The 19110-nt window shown below is 26.8% G+C and carries 19 protein-coding genes and 1 tRNA gene; 18 read left to right on the top strand and 2 right to left on the bottom strand.

The features are described from left to right. Positions 1-184: 184 nt before the first annotated feature. The 3 genes from BUSG_RS02750 to deoD are packed head-to-tail and all read left to right on the top strand — an operon-like array spanning position 185 to position 3777. The gene (locus tag BUSG_RS02750) at positions 185-1774 is read left to right on the top strand and encodes a peptide chain release factor 3 (protein WP_011054032.1); all 1590 of its coding nucleotides are present in this window, start codon (positions 185-187) and stop codon (positions 1772-1774) included. A 29-nt stretch (positions 1775-1803) separates the two neighbouring features. Then, positions 1804-3033 carry a phosphopentomutase gene (locus BUSG_RS02745; protein ID WP_011054031.1) on the top strand — a complete coding sequence of 410 codons (1230 nt, stop codon included), beginning with the start codon at positions 1804-1806 and terminating at the stop codon, positions 3031-3033. Between the two features lie 33 nt (positions 3034-3066). Beyond that, entirely contained in the window at positions 3067-3777 is a 711-nt protein-coding gene (gene deoD, locus BUSG_RS02740; RefSeq protein ID WP_011054030.1) for a purine-nucleoside phosphorylase, read from the top strand. A 65-nt stretch (positions 3778-3842) separates the two neighbouring features. Here the strand turns inward: deoD and BUSG_RS02735 are convergent. Continuing rightward, positions 3843-3927: transfer RNA gene (locus BUSG_RS02735), tRNA-Ser, on the bottom strand. A 515-nt stretch (positions 3928-4442) separates the two neighbouring features. Here BUSG_RS02735 and aroK point away from each other — a divergent pair. The 4 genes from aroK (at position 4443) to trpS (ending at position 8390) form a co-directional block, all read left to right on the top strand. Next, positions 4443-4964, top strand: coding sequence for a shikimate kinase AroK (aroK, locus tag BUSG_RS02730; RefSeq protein ID WP_011054029.1), 522 nt, complete (start codon positions 4443-4445; stop codon positions 4962-4964). A gap of 38 nt (positions 4965-5002) precedes the next feature. Then, the gene (aroB, locus tag BUSG_RS02725; RefSeq protein ID WP_011054028.1) at positions 5003-6085 is read left to right on the top strand and encodes a 3-dehydroquinate synthase; all 1083 of its coding nucleotides are present in this window, start codon (positions 5003-5005) and stop codon (positions 6083-6085) included. 578 nt (positions 6086-6663) lie between these two features. Continuing rightward, entirely contained in the window at positions 6664-7350 is a 687-nt protein-coding gene (rpe, locus tag BUSG_RS02720; RefSeq protein ID WP_011054027.1) for a ribulose-phosphate 3-epimerase, read from the top strand. Between the two features lie 29 nt (positions 7351-7379). Continuing rightward, positions 7380-8390 (top strand): tryptophan--tRNA ligase, encoded by a 1011-nt coding sequence (gene trpS, locus BUSG_RS02715; protein ID WP_011054026.1) that lies wholly within the window; start codon positions 7380-7382, stop codon positions 8388-8390. A gap of 71 nt (positions 8391-8461) precedes the next feature. Here trpS and tsgA read toward each other — a convergent pair whose 3' ends face one another. Then, positions 8462-9625, bottom strand: coding sequence for an MFS transporter TsgA (tsgA, locus tag BUSG_RS02710; RefSeq protein WP_011054025.1), 1164 nt, complete (start codon positions 9623-9625; stop codon positions 8462-8464). 282 nt (positions 9626-9907) lie between these two features. Between tsgA and BUSG_RS02705 the strand changes: the two genes are divergently transcribed. From BUSG_RS02705 to rplC, 11 genes are all read left to right on the top strand, one after another. After that, entirely contained in the window at positions 9908-11122 is a 1215-nt protein-coding gene (locus BUSG_RS02705) for an aspartate aminotransferase family protein (protein WP_011054024.1), read from the top strand. A 354-nt stretch (positions 11123-11476) separates the two neighbouring features. Beyond that, positions 11477-12235: an FKBP-type peptidyl-prolyl cis-trans isomerase gene (gene fkpA / locus BUSG_RS02700; protein ID WP_011054023.1), complete on the top strand. Its 759-nt coding sequence runs from the start codon at positions 11477-11479 to the stop codon at positions 12233-12235. A 77-nt stretch (positions 12236-12312) separates the two neighbouring features. Beyond that, positions 12313-12699 (top strand): sulfurtransferase complex subunit TusD, encoded by a 387-nt coding sequence (tusD, locus tag BUSG_RS02695; RefSeq protein WP_011054022.1) that lies wholly within the window; start codon positions 12313-12315, stop codon positions 12697-12699. A 13-nt stretch (positions 12700-12712) separates the two neighbouring features. Continuing rightward, on the top strand, positions 12713-13072 hold the full coding sequence (gene tusC, locus BUSG_RS02690) for a sulfurtransferase complex subunit TusC (RefSeq protein WP_044006062.1): 360 nt from the start codon (positions 12713-12715) through the stop codon (positions 13070-13072). Positions 13073-13083: 11 nt separating this feature from the next. After that, a complete protein-coding gene (tusB, locus tag BUSG_RS02685) occupies positions 13084-13371 on the top strand; it encodes a sulfurtransferase complex subunit TusB (RefSeq protein ID WP_011054020.1) in 288 nt (95 codons plus the stop codon). A 129-nt stretch (positions 13372-13500) separates the two neighbouring features. Further along, entirely contained in the window at positions 13501-13875 is a 375-nt protein-coding gene (gene rpsL, locus BUSG_RS02680; protein WP_011054019.1) for a 30S ribosomal protein S12, read from the top strand. A gap of 58 nt (positions 13876-13933) precedes the next feature. After that, the gene (gene rpsG, locus BUSG_RS02675; RefSeq protein ID WP_011054018.1) at positions 13934-14404 is read left to right on the top strand and encodes a 30S ribosomal protein S7; all 471 of its coding nucleotides are present in this window, start codon (positions 13934-13936) and stop codon (positions 14402-14404) included. A gap of 101 nt (positions 14405-14505) precedes the next feature. Further along, a complete protein-coding gene (gene fusA, locus BUSG_RS02670; RefSeq protein ID WP_011054017.1) occupies positions 14506-16614 on the top strand; it encodes an elongation factor G in 2109 nt (702 codons plus the stop codon). A 58-nt stretch (positions 16615-16672) separates the two neighbouring features. Continuing rightward, positions 16673-17857: an elongation factor Tu gene (tuf, locus tag BUSG_RS02665; RefSeq protein WP_011054016.1), complete on the top strand. Its 1185-nt coding sequence runs from the start codon at positions 16673-16675 to the stop codon at positions 17855-17857. Positions 17858-18119: 262 nt separating this feature from the next. Continuing rightward, entirely contained in the window at positions 18120-18431 is a 312-nt protein-coding gene (gene rpsJ, locus BUSG_RS02660) for a 30S ribosomal protein S10 (RefSeq protein WP_011054015.1), read from the top strand. A 36-nt stretch (positions 18432-18467) separates the two neighbouring features. Next, positions 18468-19097 carry a 50S ribosomal protein L3 gene (rplC, locus tag BUSG_RS02655; RefSeq protein ID WP_011054014.1) on the top strand — a complete coding sequence of 210 codons (630 nt, stop codon included), beginning with the start codon at positions 18468-18470 and terminating at the stop codon, positions 19095-19097. The last annotated feature ends 13 nt before the right edge of the window (positions 19098-19110 follow it).

The raw sequence follows: 19110 nt of genomic DNA, 5'->3' as shown, positions 1-19110 counted from the left end.
ACAATTTAATTCATTTTTATTACATTTAGTGTAATATTACTATTTTTTTTAAATAAATCAAGATTACTAATGTGGACTTTTAAAAAAATATTTGAATATTTGTTTTTAACAAATAATTTTTATTTTTACTACTTAAAATTTTGATTAAAATTTTAATAATGAAAAATAATTTAAATGAGTATATATGTTTAATATTAATCATCAATTGGAGTTAAGTAAAAGGCGTACCTTTGCTATTATTTCTCATCCTGACGCCGGTAAAACAACTGTGACAGAAAAAATGTTATTACTTGGAAAAGTAATTCGTACTTCTGGAACTATTAAAGCCAGAGGAAACGGAAAATATGCTAAATCAGACTGGATGAACATTGAAAAAAAGCGTGGAATTTCTATTACTACCTCAGTTATGCAATTTACATATAAGAATACTTTAATGAATTTGCTAGATACCCCCGGTCATGAAGATTTTTCAGAAGATACATATCGAATTCTTACTGCAGTTGATTGTTGTTTATTAATTATCGATGCTGCTAAAGGAATAGAAGATAGAACAAAAAAATTAATTAATGTTAGTCGTTTACATAATACTCCTGTAATTACTTTTATTAATAAATTAGATCGTGATAGTCGTGAAGCAATAGAGATTCTAGATGAAATAGAAAAAGAATTAAGTTTAGACTGCATTCCAATAACTTGGCCTATCAGTTGTGGAAAAAACTTTAAAGGTATTTGTCATATCCATGATAAAATAGTTAACTTATATCAAAAAAATATCGTTAAAAAAATTAATTTTAACTCTTTTTCTTCTTTTTTAAATGAACATTCCTTAAAAGAGTATCTTGGTGCAGATCTATATACACAATTGCATGAAGAATTAAAATTAGCTGCCTATGTGTATCCAAAATTTAGTAAAAAAAAATTTTTAAAAGGTGATATTACCCCTGTTCTTTTTGGTAGTGCGTTAAACAATTTCGGTATTGATCATATACTAGAAAGTTTAATAAAATGGGCTCCTTCTCCTATTTATCGTGTTACTAAAACACGAAAAGTAGAACCTGAAGAAAAAAAATTTACAGGTTTTGTATTTAAAATTCAGGCTAATATGGATTTAAAACATCGTGATCGTATAGCTTTTATGAGAATTGTTTCTGGAAAATATAAAAAAGGTATAAAATTAAGACATGTACGCATGAAAAAAGATATTATTGTTTCTGATGCATTTTCTTTTTTAGCTGGAGATAGATTTTCTATAGAACATGCATATCCTGGAGATGTAATAGGAATACATAATCATGGAACAATAAAAATTGGCGATACCTTTACAGAAGGAGAAGAAATCAAATTTGTTGGGATTCCAAGCTTTGCTCCAGAAGTATTTCGTCGTATTTTTTTAAAAAATCCATTACAACAAAAGAAATTAAAAAAGGGTTTATCACAATTGTCAGAAGAAGGTGCAATACAAGTTTTTCGTCCTATGATTAATAATAGTTTAATTTTAGGTGCTATTGGAATACTGCAATTTGATGTTGTTATTGAACGTTTAAAGATTGAATACAAAATAGATGCAATTTATGAAAGAGTAAATATCTCTCTTGCACGTTGGATTAGATCGAAAAATAAAAAAATTATTTCTGATTTTATAAATAAAAATAAATCTTATTTAGCGTTAGATATTTCTAATCAACTAATATATTTAGCGCCAAATAAAGCTAATTTAGCTGTAATAAAAAATATTTATAATAATATTTTTTTTGAAAAAACAAGAGAACAATAAATATATTTTATTAATTTTAGGTATTTATAATGAAACGTGTTTTTTTGATGATTTTAGATTCTTTAGGAATAGGTTCAAGTGTTGATGCTTGTAAATTTAATGATTCCGGTGCAGATACCTTAGGACATATAGCAGAAAAATGCTTTTTCAATGAAGCAAATGTACAACGAAGAGGTTCTTTATATATTCCTAATTTGATTAAATTAGGAATAGTCAAATCATATCAATCTTCTACAGGAAAATATTTATTAGGGTTCAATCAAAAAGAAGATGCTAATATTATTGCTAGTTATGGTTACGCTAGCGAACTTTCTTCTGGAAAAGATACTACTTCTGGACATTGGGAAATTGCTGGAGCCCCTTTTTTAAAGGATTGGTATTACTTTAAAGAGAAAGATAATTCCTTTCCTTCATCATTAATTAATAAGATAATAACAAAATTAAAATTACCTGGTATTCTTGGAAATTGTCATGCATCAGGTACAGAAATAATAAAAATTTTAGGTGAAGAACATATTAAAACAGGCAAACCTATTTTTTATACCTCATGTGATTCTGTATTTCAAATCGCATGCCATGAAATTAAATTCGGTTTATCAAATTTATACAAAATTTGTGAAAATATTCGTGAAATACTTGATCAAAATAAATATCAAGTAGCGCGTGTTATAGCTAGACCTTTTATTGGAACTAATAAATCAAACTTTAATAGAACTGGAAATAGACGCGATATTTCAATGAAACCCCTCTCTATTACCTTTATGGAAAAATTAATACAAGAGAAACAAGGTAAAGTAATTGCAATAGGAAAAATTTCAGATATTTATGCAGGAGTTGGAATAAGTAAAAATATTAAATCTACTGGTTTATATGAATTATGCCATACTACTATTCATCAGATGAAATCAGCAAAAAATAATACTGTTATATTCACTAATTTTGTAGATTTTGATTCTGTTTGGGGTCATCGTCGTGACGTTTCAGGATATGCTAAAGGATTAGAATTTTTTGATAGTAAATTATCTGAAATGATTGATTTAGTTAAAGAAGGAGACTTATTTATTTTAACTGCAGATCATGGATGTGATCCTACTTGGAAAGGAACAGATCATACTAGAGAAAACGTTCCTATATTAATATATTCTCCAGGTGAAGAAATAAAATTTCTAGGTCATCGAGATACTTTTTCTGATATAGGACAAACCATTGCAAAATACTTTTCATTATCTGATATGAAATATGGAAAAAGTATGTTTTAAAAAAATTATTTATGAAAATAAGGAAAAAAATTAGTGCCAACTCTTCATATTAAAAGTGAAAAAAACGCTTTTTCAAATATAGTCCTTATGCCTGGTGATCCAGTAAGAGCTAAATATATTGCTGAAAATTATTTAGCAAATCCTGTTCAAATTAATGATACTAGATTAATGTTAGCATATACAGGATATTATAAAAATAAAAAAATTTCTGTTATGAGTCACGGTATGGGAATACCTTCTGCATCTCTTTACGTAAGAGAGTTGATATTAGAATATAATGTAAAAAAAATTATTCGGGTAGGAACTTGTGGTACTATTCAGAATAATATAAAATTGCGTGATATTGTTATTAGCATGGGTGCGTCTACAGATTCAAAAATTAATAGAATACGTTTCAATAATCACGATTACGCTGCAATTGCAGATTTTGAAATGATTTTTCATGCTTTTTCAACAGCTAAAAAAATGAATTTTAAGGTTCATATTGGAAATTTTTTTACGACAGATTCATTTTATACTGAAAGTGAAGATATGTTAAAAATTTTAAAAAAATACAATATTATTGGAATAGATATGGAGACTGCTGGCATATATGCTGTTGCTGCTGAATTAAAAGCGCAAGCATTATCAATTTGTACTGTTTCTGATCACATTATTAAAAAAGATGCAGTATCATCAAAAGATAGGGAATCTAGTTTTCATAATATGATTACTCTTTCTTTGGAAACTACCTTATTGCTTTAAAAAAAATTTCAAAAAAAGAAAATTGATGTAAAAACTATATAATTTTTAAGATTAAATTTTTTTTATGGTGAGAAAGGGATTCGAACCCTTGATACGTTTCCATATACACGCTTTCCAGGCGTGTTCCTTAAGCCTCTCGGACATCTCACCTTTTTAAAGAAAAGAGTGTATAGTTAAAATAATTTTTAAAATTTTCTATACAAAATCCATTTAAACTTAAAAAATAAATTACGTCAAGTTTTTTAACTTATAAAAGTGTTTTTTCAATAAAGTATCAAATTTATAAAAAATTTTTAAAAATAATATTTATACTAAAATAGTAAATAAATTATAGAAAAAATAAGGTTTACTCTGATAGAATGTCATTCTAATTGTAAAAAAATTTTTTTATATAAAATTTTTAGAAATAAATTTTAAATTATATTTGAATTTTTTATGAAAATGCTATAAAAAATTATTTAAAAATTTTTTTCAATCAATTCTTTTGACATACAAGGATTATTTTTTTAATGAAAAATTAATAAAATTATTATTTTAAATATATAATTATCGTTAATTTAGAATATGTACGTAAAAATTTATTCTAATTGTAGCTTTTTTTATGTCTTGCTAGCAAAATTTGCTAAGCATTACTTTTATTAACGAATTATCTTAGTAATAAAAATATGGCAGAAAAACGAAACATTTTTTTAATTGGACCTATGGGAGCTGGTAAAAGTACTATTGGTCGTCAGTTGTCTCAACAGCTAAATATGGAATTTTTTGATTCTGATCAAGAAATTGAAAAACGTACTGGAGCTAATATAAGTTGGGTTTTTGATGTTGAAGGTGAACATGGTTTTCGTCAAAGAGAAGTGAAAGTTATTGATGAACTTACAAAAAAACAAGGTATTGTTCTTGCTACAGGAGGAGGTTCAGTAAAATTTAAAGAAAATCGTAATATTTTATCTGCTCGCGGAATTGTTATATATTTAGAAACTACTATTGAAAAACAGTTATCACGTACAAAAAGAGATAAAAAAAGACCATTATTGCAGTCTAATATTTCAAATCGTACTGTATTAGAAAATTTAGCATATGAAAGAAATCCATTATATGAAGAAATAGCAGATTTTAAAATTCAAACTGATAATCAAAGTGCTAAATCTGTTGCATATAGTATTATTCATTTATTAGAAAAAATGTAATGGAAATTTAAAAAAAATGTTTATAGAGTATAAAAATTATGGAACAATTAAAAGTTGTTTTAGGAAAACGTAGCTATCCTATTAATATTGGATCTAGTATTATTCAAGAAGATAACATCTTTTGGCCTTTAAATCCTGGAAATCAAGCTATGTTAATCACAAATAAAACATTAGCTAATCTTTTTAAAGATAAGGTTTTTTTTCATTTAAGAAAATCTGGAATAAAAATAGATCAAGTAATTCTTTCAGATGGAGAACAATTTAAAACATTAAATGAAATGGAAGTAATTATTTCAGCTTTATTAGAAAAAAAACATTCTCGTGATACGACCTTGATCGCATTAGGTGGAGGAGTAATAGGTGATCTAACTGGATTTTCAGCATCTATTTATCAGAGAGGTGTACGATTTATTCAAATTCCCACTACTCTTTTATCTCAAGTAGACGCTTCTGTTGGTGGAAAAACTGGAGTCAATCATTTACTTGGTAAAAATATGGTGGGTTCGTTTTGGCAACCCTCTTCTGTTATTATTGATATCAATTTTTTAAAAACTCTTCCGTACAATGAACTGGTTTCTGGCATGGCAGAAGTTATTAAATACGCTGTTATTTTTGACGCAAATTTTTTTGAATGGTTAGAAGAAAACATTGAAAATTTATTACTATTAAATGATGAACTAATGTCTTATTGTATTAAAAAATGTTGCGAATTAAAAGCCCAAATAATTGCTCTTGATGAAAGAGAAAATAATTTTAGAGCATTATTAAATTTTGGACATACATATGGTCACGCTATTGAAGCACATGCTGGTTATGGAAGTTGGTTACATGGTGAAGCGATTTCAGTTGGTATGGTAATGGCATCTCGTACATCAGAACTAATAGGATGTTTAAAAAAAACAGATTATAAAAGAATATTGTCTTTATTAAAGAAAGCAGGGTTGCCTGTTAAGGGACCTAAAAATATGTCTGCTGCTTCATATTTACCATATATGATGAGAGATAAAAAAGTTATTTCTGGAGAAATGAGGTTAGTTCTCCCAATTTCTATTGGAAAAGCAAAAATTTATTCTGGAATAGATAAAAATATTATTTTAAGTGCCATTAAAGATTCTCAATAAAATTTCTAATATTTGAGATTAAAAATGATTTATTATGTTTTTATAAGTTTTTTATTAAAATAAAAATTTAATTTTTTTTAATTTTTTCATTTTATATAGTTTCGAAGTTTAATTAAATATTAAAATTTCTCTTCTAAACTATATTTTTAATCAAGATTAAATTTAATTTGTTGTTTTTTTTGTCAATAATTTTAAATAAATATCAATAGATAAAAACAATTTTTTAAATTTAACTTAATTAAGTTTTATATCTATTTTTTAAAAATTATTTTATAGAAATTCAAGTATTATTTTTTTGATTAAATTAATTTTTAATCTAAAAAAATGTTACTAAAGATTATATTAATAACTTTACTCCTTACTAAATTTAAAAATTTAGTATGTCTTAAAAAATATATTCCCTAAAAAATACTATTGATCAATGTATTCGTTATTTATTTAAAAAAAATTCCGATAAAATATTAGAGTTTTTGATTTCTTTCATGAAAAACAAAAAAATATTTACTAAGAAGATTTTTTATTTAAATTTTTTTAGTATTTTTTATAAAATTATTTCAATTAAATGTAGGAAAATGAAAATGAAAAAGTTTTTTTTAGCGTCTTCAATTTTATCTGCTGATTTTGCTCGTTTAGGAGAAGATACAAAAAAAGCTATAGATGCAGGTAGTGATTGGATACATTTTGATGTAATGGATAATCATTATGTTCCAAATTTAACAATGGGTCCTATGATTTTAAAAGCTTTGCGAAATTATAATATTACTGTCCCCATTGATGTTCACTTGATGGTGAAACCAGTAGATAATTTAATTCCTCAATTCGCTGAAGCCGGAGCAGATTTTATTACCTTTCATCCAGAGTCAACAGATCATATTGATCGTACCTTAAATCTAATTAAAGAATGCGGATGTAAAGCAGGTTTAGCTTTGAATCCTGCGACTTCTCTTAATTTTCTCGATTATGTAATGGAAAAATTAGATTTAATTTTATTAATGTCAGTTAATCCTGGATTTGGTAATCAATCATTTTTACCTACTTCGTTTAATAAATTACGTGAAGTTCGCAAAAAAATTGAATTGAATTCATCAAACATTCTTTTAGAAGTTGACGGAGGAGTTAAATTAGAAAATATTTCTGAAGTAGCTTTTTCAGGAGCAAATGTTTTTGTGATTGGTTCTGGGATTTTTGGATATACTGATTATAATGTTATTATAAAAAAGATACGTAAAAAATTAAAAAACGTATATTCAACTTCTATTCATTGATTTTTTTTATATTTTTAGGATCATATAATATGATTAATTCTAAACCAATACTATTCAGTGCCATACAGCCTTCCGGAAACTTAACTATTGGAAATTACATAGGAACAATGCGTTATTGGTCTTCATTTCAAGATGATTATGAATGTTTATATTGTATTGCTGATTTACATTCTTTAACTACATTAAATAAAAACTTTTCTTTAAAAAAATCAATTTTAGATACATTAGCATTATATTTAGCTTGTGGAGTCAATCCAAAGAAAAGTATTATTTTTATTCAATCACATGTGTATCAACATAGTCAATTAAATTGGATTTTAAGTTGTTTTAGTTCATTTGGTGAACTATCTCGAATGACACAATTTAAAAATAAAAGAAAAAAAGAAAAAAACGATATTAAAAATATAAATATTGGACTATTAAATTATCCTGTATTAATGTCATCAGATATTTTATTGTATCAAACAAATTTAGTACCTGTAGGACAAGATCAGAAACAGCATTTAGAATTAACTCGTAATATTGCTAATCGTTTTAATTTTTTGTATGGAGATATTTTTACATTACCCAATCCATTAATCAGTAAAAATGGATCTAAAATTATGTCTTTATTAGATCCTACAAAAAAAATGTCTAAATCAGATACTAATAAAAATAATGTAATTTTTTTATTAGAAAATATTTCTTCAGTTTTTTTTAAAATAAAAAATGCTGTTACAGATTCAGAAACTCCGCCTAAAATATACTATGATGTAAAAAGAAAATTAGGTATTTCAAATTTATTAGAAATTCTTTCTGCTATTACGAATAAAGAAATTTTTATCTTAGAAAAAGAATTCGATGGGATAATGTATAGTGAATTTAAAAATATTGTTTTTGATAATATATCTAAATTTTTGCATAAATTGCAAAAATCTTACTTAATTTATCGAAAAGATGAATCTTACTTAAAAAATATTGCTAAAGAAGGAGCAATTAAAGCGAGATTAAAATCTGAAAAAATTTTAAAACGTGTATTTTCTGCTGTAGAGATAGATTAATTATTTAAATAAACTAGAAATTATTATTTATTCCAGTTTATTTAAAAAATAAAACTTTTTTAATAATATTTTTAACAATGATCTTTTTTTTTACTATTTTTAAAAATGATACAAGATAGAAAAAAAACTATAACATACAATACATTCGAAAAAATTAAAGTTGTATATAATCCCTTTTTAGCAACAATTGGACTAGTAATAATGAACGTCAACAGGGTTCCAATAGTTCCGAAAAATAAAATTAAATTAATTAATTTTGCAGATGGTTTTTTAGTTTCTAGTGATGCTAATGTTATAATAATAGTATAAATTGCACTAGAAAAAAATCCTAAACTAATAATAGTATATTTTAGTGCTAAATAACTTTTACTATAAATAAAGCAGTACATAAGTACTGAAGAACTTCCTGTTAAGAAAATAAACATGCGTTGTAAATTAAAAAATTTAATTATAAAACTGAAACACCACATTCCAATCATATATGCCATCCAAAAATTGCTTACTAAAACACCAGTTTTTTTAATATTAATATTTATTATTTCAGTAGTATATTGTGGAACCCAAGAAATAAAACTCAATTGTCCTAAAATATATAATAAAGCTGAGATAGATAACAAAATAATATTTATATTTAAATTTTTAATTTCGTTATTGTTTTTTGTTTTTTCTTCTGATACTGGAAAGTGCGATTTTACTGTTAAAATAAAAATAAGAAAATAAATAATTCCTAAAAAAACATAAATCCAATACCATAAAATTTTTCTGTCTAATAGATATGCAGAAATAATCGGAAATATCATCCCAGACATGCTGAAAAATGAATCGGTGAGTAACAATTGTGATCCTCTTTTTTCACCTGAATATAAACATGTGATAATAAAAGTACCAATTGACATCGTTATTCCACTGACTAAACCAAGTATAAATATATTTATAGAAAATAAAAGTATACTGGTCGAAAATACTATACCAAGTATAGCGATTATAGAAAATAAAAAACCAAATATTAACTGTTTTTTTATTGATATAAGATCTATTAGCCAAGAATTTAAAAAAATTGATATTAAAATACCTGCATTTAAAAAAGTAAAAATATTACTCATTTCTGATACAGATAAATTAAAATAATCAGCAATATCCCCCATTATCATTCCAGTAATAACGATTAACGCACCTGTAAAAGCATATGAAAAAAAACTAATCCATGTGAGTTTTATTTGGTTGATATTTTGCATTTTTTTACCTTTTTTATTATAAAAATTAAAATTTTAAGATATTTATCTTGAATATTTTTATTCTTTTTAGATATTTTATTTTTAATTATTTAAGTCATTGTATCAAGATGTTAAAACGTAAAATAGCTTTTTACTTTAAAAAAATTGTTTTAAAATTTTTAATTTTATTAACAAAATAAGTTTAAATTTAACAAAATATAATGTATATTTTAACTTTATAAGTTTATCTTTTTTTAGATTTAAAAATTTTTATTTTTTAGTAAAAATATTTTAGGAAAATAAATGATAGGAAAAATAAAATTAATTACACGAGATAGTTTTAATAAGTTAATTTTACCTGTTTATAATCCAGCATTTTTTATCCCAGTTAAAGGGAAAGGCAGTCGTCTTTGGGATCAAAAAGGAAAAGAATACATTGATTTTTCAGGCGGAATTGCTGTGACGTCATTAGGTCACTGCCACCCTGTATTAAATAAAGTTTTAAGACAACAAAGTAAAAAATTATGGCACATTAGTAATATTTTTACAAATGAACCCGCTTTGCGTTTAGCTGATAAATTAATTTCGTCGAGTTTTGCCTCTCGTGTGTTTTTTGCGAATTCAGGTGCTGAAGCAAATGAAGCAGCTTTTAAACTAGCTCGTTATTATTCATCTAAAATATACAATTTAAAAAAAAATAAGATTATATCTTTTTATAATTCATTTCATGGACGAACTTTTTTTACTGTTTCTGTAGGTGGACAAGCAAAATATTCTGATTTTTTTGGTCCAAAACCTCCAGCAATTATGCATGCTAAATTTAATGAAATCAACAGTGTTAAAAGTATAATTGATGATAATACCTGTGCTGTAGTGATGGAACTTATTCAGGGAGAGGGAGGAATTGTACCAGCGGATGTTGCTTTTGTTAGAGAAATCAGAGATCTTTGTTATAAATATAATGCACTTTTAATTTTTGATGAAATTCAAACTGGAATAGGTAGAACTAGTAAATTATATGCATATGAACATTATGAGGTACAACCTGATATTTTAACTATTGCAAAGTCTTTAGGAAGCGGTTTTCCAATAAGTGCGACTTTAACAACAAATGGAATTGCATCTGTAATAAAACCTGGTATTCATGGTACTACATATGGAGGTAATCCCCTTGCTTGTTCTATTGCGGAATCTGTTGTTAATATTGTTAATACAAAAAAATTTTTATTAGGTGTAGAAAAAAAATCAAAAAAAATTATTTCTGAACTAAATATTATCAATAAACGTTTTGGACTGTTTACAGAAATACGAGGAAAAGGATTACTTATTGGTATTGTATTAAGACCAGAGCTTTCTGAAGAAATACATAATATTTTAAATGCTTTATTTTTAGAAGGTGTAATTGTTTTAACTGCAGGTAAAAATGTAATACGATTAGCTCCTTCATTAATTATTAGTAAGCGTGATATTGTTGAAGGAATGAAGCGTTTTTATTGTGCTTTAGAAAAATGTTTATAGAAAATAAAGTTTTAGAAAACTATATTTTTTTTTAAATAAGATAAAGACATTTATTTTTTATTTAATGACTAGGAGGTCTTTGATTTTTCAATAAACGATTAATACACAATATTATTTGATGCGATTTTTTTAATATTTTTTGTACTTTTTTTTAATTTTTCAATATTTTTTTTGAATATTTAAAAATTCTTGCAAAATATGCTCATTATTATTTTTTTTCATTATCAAGTTTATTTAATTTTTAATATACAAAAAATATTAATTAAATAATTTTATATTAAAAAATAAGAATTTAATATAAAATTTTTTAAATGTAAAATAAATTTATTATTTTTTACATTTTGGGAGTAATAAATGATTGTTTTTTTATTAAAAAGAATTTTATTATTATATTTAATTTTTTTTGTTCCGAAATCTTTTTCAGAAAACCTACCTTTTTTTAAAATTAAATCTTATTCAGAGAAGAAAGAATTTTTTCAAAATGATAACGAAAAAGTAGGATACTCTTTAGGAGTATCTTTAGGTAATTATGTAAATGAATCTTTTGAAAGACAAAAAAAAATGGGAATAAACTTAGACAAATATAATATTTTGTTAGGAGTACAAGACGCTATTTCAGGTAATTTAAAATTATCAAATGAAGAAATTTCAACAATTCTTCAAAAATTAGAAAAAAATTTGAAGAATGCAGCAAAAATTGAATTTGAAAAAAGTGAAAAAGAAAACTTAATTCAAGGAAAATTATATATGAAAAAATTTTCTGAAATGAAAGGAGTAAGTAAAACCTCTAGCGGTCTTTTATATATTATTGATAAATTAGGTGAAGGTGAAGAGATAAAAACAAAAAATGCAGAAATTACAGTTCATTATAAAGGATCACTAATCAATGGTACAGAATTTGACAGTTCTTATAAACGAGGAAAGCCTATAACATTAATGTTAAAAGATGTTATATTAGGTTGGCAAGAAGGTTTAAAGTATATTAAAAAAGGTGGTAAAATTAAATTAATCATACCTCCTAATTTAGGGTACGGAAGCAATAGAATTAATGAAATACCAGCAAATTCTATTTTAATTTTTGATATAGAATTATTAGATATCAAAAATATTTAATATTAGTATTCTTTTAACATTTATAGAAATTATTTTTTAGTTCAAATAATTTTAATTTTGAATCAAGATATTTTAATATGAATTATACAGTTTTAGTTACAGGTTCCGCTTATGGAACACAAAATGCCAGTACAGCCTTCCTATTCTGCCAATCATTGATAAAGATGTCTCATATATTAAATAGTGTTTTCTTTTACTGTGATGGAGTTCTTAATGCTAATAATTTTAATAAACCATCTGTCGACGAATTTGATCTACTTTCTGCATGGAAACAATTAAATGAAAAAAATAAGGTAAAATTATATGTTTGTGTTAGTGCTGCTTCAAGACGAGGTGTCATAGAAGATGAAAAAATATCAAACACAAAAATTAAAAATGGTAATTTTGCTTCTTTTTTTCAGTCAAGCGGATTATTAGAATTAGCATATTCTATAAAAATTTCTGATCGTATAATACAATTTTAATATGTTTATTTCAATGGAAAAAATTGCTTTTGTTTTTTCTCATGCGCCGCATGGGACTAGTTTTGGTAAAGAAGGATTGGATGTTATTTTAGGTGTTTCTTCAATTATAAAAAAAATTAGTTTATTTTTTATTGGAGATGGAGTTTTACAGATTTTAAAACATTCTAAATCAGAAAATATTTTAGCACGTAATTATACATCTTCTTTTCGTATTTTATCTATATACGATATTAAAAATTTTTATTGTTGCAAATCTTCATTGATTGATAGAGGATTATATTCTCATAATCAATTTATATTAAAAGTAAATATATTAAATTCATATTTTTTTCGTATAAAGTTAGATGATCATGATGCAATTATTAATTTTTAAGGTACATAAATATGCTGCATACTTTAATGAAATCTCCTTTTGAAACTAATATTTCTTTTTTTTCAGGTATGTTAAAAAAAACAGATGATTTTTTAGCTTTACAAGATGGAGTTTTAATTGCATTAATTGATAATATTTTTTTAAAAAAAATTACTTTTTCTTCAGAAAATTTATATGTTATAAAAGAAGATGTTTATGCTAGAGGAATTCATAAAAATATTTCTAGTAGTTTTATTTTAATTAGTTATATTGATTTTGTTAATTTAACACTTAAAAATAAAAAACAAATAATTTGGTAAAATATACTTATTTGTTCTTTGATTTATATATCCAATCCCAAAATTCTACATGATATAATATGACCTCAATTTTTTTTTATATTATCTTAGTGTCACTCATAGTATTAATTAGCAATAAGGAGTTTATATATGGCCACGGTTAATCAATTGGTCCGTAAACCTCGTTTACGTAAAATAGTTAAAACGAACGTTCCTGCTTTGGAAGGAAGTCCGCAAAAAAGAGGCGTTTGTACTCGAGTTTATACAACTACTCCTAAGAAACCTAATTCAGCATTACGAAAAGTTTGTCGTGTAAGGTTAACTAATGGTTTTGAAGTTACTGCTTATATTGGTGGAGAAGGGCATAATTTACAAGAACACTCTGTAATTTTAATACGTGGTGGTCGAGTAAAAGATTTACCGGGAGTTCGATATCATATTGTTAGAGGTTCTCTAGATTGCGCTGGTGTTAAAGAACGTAAAAAAGGACGTTCTAAATACGGTGTAAAAAAAGCTAAAGTGTAATTATATTTAATTTAGAACATAAATAAATTTGCTGTTTAATTTAATGGAGTATTTTTTTATGCCACGTCGTCGTATTATTAGTACTCGCAAAATTTTACCAGATCCAAAATTTTCTTCAGAATTATTAGCTAAATTTATTAATATTTTGATGGTAGATGGTAAAAAATCTATTGCTGAAGTAATTGTTTATACTGCATTAAAAAATTTATCTGAACGAACAGAGAAAAAAGAATTAGAAGCATTTGAAATTGCTTTAGAAAATGTCCGTCCAACAGTAGAAGTTAAATCTCGTCGTGTTGGTGGTTCAACATATCAAGTACCTGTCGAAGTTCGACCAGTTCGTCGTAATGCATTAGCAATGAGATGGATTGTAGATTCTGCACGAAAAAGAGGCGATAAATCTATGGCATTACGTTTATCTAATGAACTTTACGATGCTGTTGAAAATAAAGGAACATCTGTTAAAAAAAAGGAAGAAGTTCATAAGATGGCTGAAGCAAATAAAGCTTTTGCTCATTATCGTTGGTGATGATTTCTATAAAATTTTTTAATTTATATAATATTGGGGCAATTGTTTTATTTTGCTCATACGGTGATAACTTTTAAAAACCTAAAAATGAGAAAACAATTATGTCTCGTACAACACCTATTTGTCAATATCGTAACATTGGTATCAGTGCCCATATAGATGCAGGGAAGACAACCACAACTGAAAGAATCTTATTTTATACTGGTATTAATCATAAAATTGGTGAAGTTCACGATGGTGCTGCTACCATGGATTGGATGGAACAAGAACAAGAAAGAGGAATTACTATTACCTCTGCTGCTACTACTGCATTTTGGAGTGGTATGGCTAAGCAATTTAAACCTCACAGAATTAATATTATTGATACACCTGGACATGTTGATTTTACTATAGAAGTTGAACGTTCAATGCGTGTATTAGATGGTGCTGTTATGGTTTATTGCGCAGTTGGAGGTGTTCAACCTCAATCAGAAACTGTATGGCGACAAGCAAATAAATACAATGTTCCTCGTATAGCTTTTATAAATAAAATGGATCGTATGGGAGCAAATTTTTTAAGATCAGTAAAACAAATTAAAACACGATTAGGAGGCAATCCTGTACCACTTCAGCTACCTATTGGATCAGAAGAAAATTTTAAAGGAGTTATAGATTTAATAAAAATGAAAGCCATTAAATGGAAAGATATCGATCAAGGAATAACCTTTACTTATGATGAAATACCATCTGATATGATTGAATTATCTGAAAAGTGGCATCAAAATTTGATTGAGTCAGCTGTTGAATCTAATGAAGAATTAATGGAAAAATATTTAAGTGGCTTTGTATTATCTGAAAAAGAAATAAAATCAGAATTAAGAAAACGATCTTTAAATAATGAAATTACACTTATCACCTGTGGTTCTGCTTTTAAAAATAAAGGAGTGCAAGCATTATTGGATGCAATAATTGAATATTTACCTGCTCCTAACGATATTCAAGATATTAAGGGAATTACAAACGATAAAGCAAGTACTGTTGCTTTCAGATCTTCAAATGATAAAGCTCCATTTTCAGCTTTAGCATTTAAAATTGCTAGTGATCCTTTTGTAGGTAATTTAACATTTTTTCGTGTATATTCAGGAATAGTAAAATCTGGAGATAGTGTTTTAAATTCTGTAAAATCTCAGCGTGAAAGATTTGGTAGAATTGTTCAAATGCATGCAAATAAAAGAGAAGAAATCAAAGAAGTTTATGCTGGAGATATAGCGGCAGCTATTGGTTTAAAAGATGTAACTACTGGTGATACACTATGTGATTTAAATCAACCTATTATATTAGAACGAATGGAATTTCCAGAACCAGTTATATCTATTTCTGTAGAACCTAAAACAAAAGCTGATCAGGAAAAAATGGGTTTGGCATTAGCTAGATTAGCAAAAGAAGATCCTTCTTTTAGAGTTCGAACAGATCAAGAATCTAATCAAACAATCATTTCTGGAATGGGAGAATTACATTTAGAAATAATCGTTGATCGCATGAAACGAGAATTCAGTGTTGATGCTAATGTTGGCAAGCCACAAGTTGCATATCGTGAAACTATTCTGAATAAAGTAACTGATATAGAAGGAAAGCACATTAAGCAATCTGGTGGAAGAGGTCAATATGGTCATGTTGTTATAGAATTATTTCCATTAGAATCAGGAGGTAAAGGATACTTATTTGTTAATGATATAAAAGGAGGAGTGATACCTAATGAATATATTTCAGCAATTGATAAAGGAATTCAAGAACAATTGAAGTATGGACCCTTAGCTGGATATCCTGTTGTAGATATAGGAGTACGACTTTATTTTGGTTCATATCATGATGTTGATTCTTCAGAATTAGCTTTTAAATTAGCAGCTTCTTTAGCATTTAAAAATGGATTTAAAAAAGCAAAACCAATTTTATTAGAACCTATTATGAAAGTAGAAGTAGAAACACCAGATGATTATATGGGAGATGTCATTGGTGACTTAAATCGTCGCCGAGGCATTATTGAAGGCATGAAAGATTTAGAAATAGGTAAAATTATTAATGCATGTGTTCCTTTGTCAGAAATGTTTGGTTATGCTACTGATTTGCGTTCTCAAACTCAGGGTAGAGCTTCTTATTCCATGGAATTTTTAAAATATGTAGAAGCACCATCTGTTATTTCTGACTTAATCATTCAAAAAAGAGAGAGATAGTAAAATTTTTTTATAAAATAATTTTTAATAATAACTTTAAATAAAAAAGGGTTTAATAATGTCAAAAGAAAAATTTCAACGTGTAAAACCTCATATAAATGTAGGTACTATAGGTCATGTTGATCATGGAAAAACAACATTAACTGCGGCAATTACAACTGTGTTATCAAAAAAATATGGAGGTTCTGCTCGTGCTTTTGATCAAATAGATAACGCTCCAGAAGAAAAAGCAAGAGGTATTACTATTAATACCTCTCATGTAGAATATGATACTGAACTCAGGCATTATGCACATGTAGATTGTCCAGGTCATGCTGATTATATAAAAAATATGATCACCGGAGCAGCTCAGATGGATGGTGCAATTTTAGTAGTTGCCGCTACTGATGGACCCATGCCTCAAACTCGAGAACATATTTTACTTGGTAGACAAGTGGGAGTACCTTATATTATTGTTTTTTTAAATAAATGTGATATGGTAGACGATGAAGAATTACTAGAATTAGTAGAAATGGAAGTTCGTGATTTATTAACACAATATGATTTTCCTGGAGATGATACTCCTATTATTCGCGGTTCTGCTCTTAAAGCCTTAGAAGGTGATGCAGATTGGGAATCAAAAATACTTGATTTATCTAAATTTCTAGATACTTATATACCAGAACCAAAACGAGCTATTGATCAACCTTTTTTATTACCTATAGAAGATGTTTTTTCTATATCAGGAAGAGGAACTGTTGTTACTGGAAGGGTTGAAAGAGGTATTGTAAAAGTTGGAGAAGAAGTAGAAATTGTAGGTATTAAAAAAACAACTAAAACTACCTGTACAGGTGTTGAAATGTTTAGGAAATTATTGGACGAAGGTCGTGCTGGAGAAAATGTAGGCGTTTTACTTCGCGGTACAAAACGTGATGAAATTGAAAGAGGTCAGGTTTTAGCAAAACCAGGTAGTATTCATCCACATACAACATTTGAGTCTGAAGTTTATGTTTTATCCAAAGAAGAAGGTGGGCGTCATACTCCATTTTTTAAGGGATATCGTCCTCAGTTTTATTTTCGAACTACTGATGTAACAGGTTCTATTGAGCTACCTGAAGGAGTAGAAATGGTTATGCCAGGAGACAATATTAAAATGACTGTTACTTTAATTCATCCTATTGCTATGGCAGATGGTTTGCGATTTGCTATACGAGAAGGTGGTCGTACTGTTGGAGCAGGTGTTGTTTCTAAAGTTTTAGTTTAATTTTTTATATTATACTTAGTTGAATTTGTTAAGAAAAGAGTATAAAATGCTCTTTTCTTGATTGATTATAATTAGAATATCATACATTTTGGATAAATAATCGTGAAATAAAAATTTTTTTATATATTTATATTATAATAATTCTACAATACTCCTAACATAGGAGTTATATAAGAGCAATTAATTACATCCAATCTCTAAAAAAATATGTAGAGAGGGGATAAAATTTTTATTTTTAAAATAAAATTGGAGTTCTGGTCTAATGCAGAACCAAAGAATTCGTATTCGTTTAAAAGCTTTTGATCATAGATTAATTGATCAATCAACTGCTGAAATTGTTGAGACAGCTAAAAGAACTGGTGCGCAAGTTCGCGGACCAATTCCCTTACCAACACGTAAAGAACGTTTTACTATTTTAATTTCTCCACATGTAAACAAGGACGCACGTGATCAATATGAAATTCGTACACACAAGCGATTAATTGATATAGTAGAACCTACTGAAAAAACTGTTGATGCGCTTATGCGTCTTGATCTTGCTGCTGGTGTAGATGTTCAAATCAGCCTGGGTTAATCAAATTTATATATGTGATTAAAAAGGTTTTGAAAAATGATTGGTTTAGTTGGAAAAAAACTTGGTATGAGTCGTATTTTTACTAAAGAAGGAAGTTCAATTCCTATTACAGTAATTCAAATACAAGAGAATCGTATTACGCAAATAAGAAACATTAAAACTGATAAATATTATGCTATTCAAGTAACAACAGGTCTAAAAAAATTAAATAGGCTTAAAAAACCAGAGTCAGGTCACTTTTTGAAATCAGGTGTGATTCCTGGTCGTGGATTGTGGGAATTTAGAATTAATAATAACGAAAAATTTCAAATAGGCCAAAGTATAAAAATTAATATTTTTAATGATATTAAGAAAGTAGATGTTACAGGTATTTCTAAAGGGAAAGGTTTTTCTGGTACTGTTAAACGTTGGAATTTTCGAACTCAAGACGCAACACATGGAAATTCTTTGTCTCATAGAGTACCAGGTTCTATCGGTCAGAATCAAACTCCAGGTAGAGTATTTAAGGGAAAGAAAATGGCAGGGCACTTAGGTAATAATCGTGTTACAGTGCAAAATTTAAACATAGTAAAAATCGACCAAAATCGTAATTTACTTTTAGTAAAAGGTGCTGTTCCAGGACCTACCGGTAGTGATCTTATCGTTAAACCAGCTATTAAGATTTAAGGAATAAGGAGTT

This window comes from Buchnera aphidicola str. Sg (Schizaphis graminum), assembly GCF_000007365.1.
GTDB classification, from domain to species: Bacteria; Pseudomonadota; Gammaproteobacteria; order Enterobacterales; family Enterobacteriaceae; genus Buchnera; species Buchnera aphidicola.
Note: the sequence above shows the minus strand (reverse complement) of the source record. Positions and strands in the feature narration are given on the sequence as shown.

Coding starts and splice junctions, on each gene's coding strand:
- BUSG_RS02750 (WP_011054032.1), top strand. CDS start 185: ATGTTTAATATTAATCATCAATTGGAGTTAAGTAAAAGGCGTACCTTT.
- fkpA (WP_011054023.1), top strand. CDS start 11,477: ATGATTGTTTTTTTATTAAAAAGAATTTTATTATTATATTTAATTTTT.
- rpsG (WP_011054018.1), top strand. CDS start 13,934: ATGCCACGTCGTCGTATTATTAGTACTCGCAAAATTTTACCAGATCCA.
- BUSG_RS02745 (WP_011054031.1), top strand. CDS start 1,804: ATGAAACGTGTTTTTTTGATGATTTTAGATTCTTTAGGAATAGGTTCA.
- BUSG_RS02705 (WP_011054024.1), top strand. CDS start 9,908: ATGATAGGAAAAATAAAATTAATTACACGAGATAGTTTTAATAAGTTA.
- tsgA (WP_011054025.1), bottom strand. CDS start 9,625: ATGCAAAATATCAACCAAATAAAACTCACATGGATTAGTTTTTTTTCA.
- tusB (WP_011054020.1), top strand. CDS start 13,084: ATGCTGCATACTTTAATGAAATCTCCTTTTGAAACTAATATTTCTTTT.
- rpsJ (WP_011054015.1), top strand. CDS start 18,120: ATGCAGAACCAAAGAATTCGTATTCGTTTAAAAGCTTTTGATCATAGA.
- rpe (WP_011054027.1), top strand. CDS start 6,664: ATGAAAAAGTTTTTTTTAGCGTCTTCAATTTTATCTGCTGATTTTGCT.
- tusD (WP_011054022.1), top strand. CDS start 12,313: ATGAATTATACAGTTTTAGTTACAGGTTCCGCTTATGGAACACAAAAT.
- tusC (WP_044006062.1), top strand. CDS start 12,713: ATGGAAAAAATTGCTTTTGTTTTTTCTCATGCGCCGCATGGGACTAGT.
- aroB (WP_011054028.1), top strand. CDS start 5,003: ATGGAACAATTAAAAGTTGTTTTAGGAAAACGTAGCTATCCTATTAAT.
- aroK (WP_011054029.1), top strand. CDS start 4,443: ATGGCAGAAAAACGAAACATTTTTTTAATTGGACCTATGGGAGCTGGT.
- tuf (WP_011054016.1), top strand. CDS start 16,673: ATGTCAAAAGAAAAATTTCAACGTGTAAAACCTCATATAAATGTAGGT.
- rpsL (WP_011054019.1), top strand. CDS start 13,501: ATGGCCACGGTTAATCAATTGGTCCGTAAACCTCGTTTACGTAAAATA.
- trpS (WP_011054026.1), top strand. CDS start 7,380: ATGATTAATTCTAAACCAATACTATTCAGTGCCATACAGCCTTCCGGA.
- fusA (WP_011054017.1), top strand. CDS start 14,506: ATGTCTCGTACAACACCTATTTGTCAATATCGTAACATTGGTATCAGT.
- rplC (WP_011054014.1), top strand. CDS start 18,468: ATGATTGGTTTAGTTGGAAAAAAACTTGGTATGAGTCGTATTTTTACT.